Origin of the sequence: Floccifex sp. (assembly GCF_051873495.1) — a bacterium.
Classification (GTDB): domain Bacteria; phylum Bacillota_I; class Bacilli_A; order Erysipelotrichales; family Erysipelotrichaceae; genus Floccifex.
The window spans coordinates 1-2,701 of the sequence record NZ_JBJEEX010000132.1; the positions used below are offsets into that span (position 1 = coordinate 1).

General features: G+C 27.3%; 3 protein-coding genes and 1 CRISPR repeat array. All 3 genes read left to right on the forward strand.

Annotation, left to right across the window (positions count from 1 at the left end; all coding sequences use genetic code 11):
* The first annotated feature begins 202 nt into the window (after positions 1-202).
* From cas1 to ACI313_RS08765, 3 genes are read left to right on the forward strand one after another with little or no spacing between them, the layout of a single operon-like run.
* Positions 203-1,102 carry a type II CRISPR-associated endonuclease Cas1 gene (cas1, locus tag ACI313_RS08755; RefSeq protein WP_439755802.1) on the forward strand — a complete coding sequence of 300 codons (900 nt, stop codon included), beginning with the start codon at positions 203-205 and terminating at the stop codon, positions 1,100-1,102.
* Positions 1,103-1,106: 4 nt separating this feature from the next.
* A complete protein-coding gene (gene cas2, locus ACI313_RS08760) occupies positions 1,107-1,415 on the forward strand; it encodes a CRISPR-associated endonuclease Cas2 (protein WP_439755803.1) in 309 nt (102 codons plus the stop codon).
* Positions 1,412-2,284 (forward strand): hypothetical protein, encoded by an 873-nt coding sequence (locus ACI313_RS08765; protein ID WP_439755804.1) that lies wholly within the window; start codon positions 1,412-1,414, stop codon positions 2,282-2,284. The genes cas2 and ACI313_RS08765 overlap by 4 nt, the downstream gene beginning before the upstream one ends.
* 50 nt (positions 2,285-2,334) lie before the next feature.
* Positions 2,335-2,701: direct repeats of the CRISPR family, unit length 36 nt; unit sequence GTTTTGTTACCATCAATTTTTTCGCTAGAACAAAAC.

A 2,701-nucleotide genomic window follows, 5' to 3' on the forward strand; every position in this document is an offset into this window, starting at 1 on the left:
GTCATATATAAATTATGTGGTCCTAAAGAAACATGGTGCAACCTCTAAAGACGGGTATGAAGTTCGTGATAATCGATTGAAATTAGAGTTTTAATTGGTTATAATATAAATGGTTATATTCTAGCGAAAAAATTGTATGACCTAACAAAACAAGGGTTTATCCCGGATTCGGCTCCATTGGAGCCTTTTCTTTTACTCTTTTATGGGTCATCGAATCATTTATGTAGAGAAATGTGAATATCTGCGTCTTTATTTAGATAATTTAAAAGTAGAAATAAAAGATAATGAAATTTTATTTCCTATTTCAGATATTCAAATATTAGTCATTGATAATTATAAATCATCTTTAAGCGTACCTCTTATAAACAAATTAACAGATAATAATGTTTGTACCATTATTTGTGGTGTAGACCATTTACCAAAAAGTTATATTCTTCCTATGAATGGTAACTTTGCTGCGAGTGGTAATATTGCCAAACAAATAAAATGGGAACAAGAAAAAAAAGATAAATTACACGCAGCAATTGTAAAAGCTAAAATACTAAATCAAATAGAAATATTGAAAGAAAATAATTGTAGTTTTGAAGTTTGTCAAAAATTATATGACTTTGTTTATACTGTTCAAATAGGAGACCAAACAAACAGAGAAGGACTAGCAGCTAAAATGTATTTCAGAGAATTATTTGGACCTGATTTTGTTCGCTTTGATGAAGATGTTATAAATGCAGGATTAAACTATGGATATAGTATATTTCGCTCATTGATTACATCAATCATAGTTGCAAAAGGATATCTTCCTAATTTAGGAATATTCCATAGAGGAAAAAATAATATGTTTAATTTGAGTGATGATATTATTGAAGTTTTCAGACCAATCGTTGATAACTATGTATATAACAATTTAACGGATGAAATTTTATTTAAGCAACAACATCGTGAAGATTTGATTAATTTAACAAATAATAAAATAATGATTGATCATAGAAAGCAAACTATTGCCAATGCAATAGGATTGTATTTGGACTCTATTTTTAGATACTTTGATGAAGATGATGAAGGTATTTTGTTTCCTGACCCAGTGATATATCCAAATGACATATGATTTTATGCGATTAGTACTATTTTTTGATTTACCTGTAAAAACCAAAAAGGATAGAAAAAATTATGCAGTATTTAGAAAATATTTAATTGAGAATGGATACATAATGATGCAATATTCTGTTTACTGTAAGATATTTGCAAACAGAGAAGCAGCTATTAAACATGTAAATATTCTTCAAAAGAATGTTCCGCCAAAAGGACAAATTAGAATCTTAATGGTGACAGAAAAACAATATGCAAAAATAGAAATTATCCTTGGTGGTAAATCAATCCAAGAAGAAATAGTTAATAGTGAGTCGTTTATAAAAATATGAATACATTGACTATTACAGACGGAAACAATTGTTTTGAACTTCAACTAAATCAAGTAAAGTATCTACTAGGAAAAAATACACAAAAGAAACACGAATTAATTCAAATGCTTAAATTATATTTTAATCCAGCTAAAAGTGAATACAGAGAAGAAAATAATCTTAAAACAAAAGTCCTTATTGATAATCAAGAATTAAATTTAAAACGTTCAATGTTATTTATTGTGAACAATGAATTTTCTCTAAATGAAGAATGCAAATTAGGAACAAGATCAAATCTTTCAAAATATTTTGAAGCAAAACTTGGATTGACAGATTATTGGGAAACTATAAATACAATTGACATTCTGTTTGAATCGTTAGCAGAAGAATTAAATGAAGATGATGAATTTCAAGTTGAATTTAATTCAATGAATACAAAGCAGTTAATAAAATTAATGAATCCTTATTACTATGACGAATATCAGAAAGATGAATATGATTTTTCAATTGAAGAGTTAACGTTGCTTCAATTAAAGTTAATCAATTACATTCAAAGAAAAAACAAATCAATTGAAAATTATATAGTAATAATTGATTCTGGATTAATCACAAAGTCAATTTTGGATTATTGTAGTAATCTCACAAATTCCTTTGTTTTAATTTCAACATCTTATTTGAACGATGAATTTGATTTAAATCAAATTGCATTATTTGAGGATATCGTATTAGATCTTGCCAATTTTGATTTAGTATATGAGTATTTTGGTGAACAAACAGGCAAATTATTGACCTGTCAGGAGGTAGAAATGAAATTATATAAATATATAAAAGAAAAGTACGCTAAACAAAAAGTAGAATTAATCAATGACATTCAACATTTCTCTTATTGAAGTAATTAAATAATTTTATTAACTTCAAATTGTGATATCATAAGTTTGAGGTTTTGTTACCATCAATTTTTTCGCTAGAACAAAACACATCATAAGAACATACTTCAATTATCCGAGTTTTGTTACCATCAATTTTTTCGCTAGAACAAAACGTTGCTAAGCTTGAAACCGCTCCTTCACCAGTTTTGTTACCATCAATTTTTTCGCTAGAACAAAACAATCATACATTCGCAATGGCTTTGAAGAATGTTTTGTTACCATCAATTTTTTCGCTAGAACAAAACAATAATTATAAAGTTGATTCTGTATTTACTCGTTTTGTTACCATCAATTTTTTCGCTAGAACAAAACGTTGCTAAGCTTGAAACCGCTCCTTCACCAGTTTTGTTACCATCAATTTTTTCGCTAGAACAAAAC

What these genes read in the sequence shown, in the direction of transcription:
- cas1 (WP_439755802.1), top strand. Translation starts at nt 203, where the DNA reads ATGGGTCATCGAATCATTTATGTAGAGAAATGTGAATATCTGCGTCTT.
- cas2 (WP_439755803.1), top strand. Translation starts at nt 1,107, where the DNA reads ATGCGATTAGTACTATTTTTTGATTTACCTGTAAAAACCAAAAAGGAT.
- ACI313_RS08765 (WP_439755804.1), top strand. Translation starts at nt 1,412, where the DNA reads ATGAATACATTGACTATTACAGACGGAAACAATTGTTTTGAACTTCAA.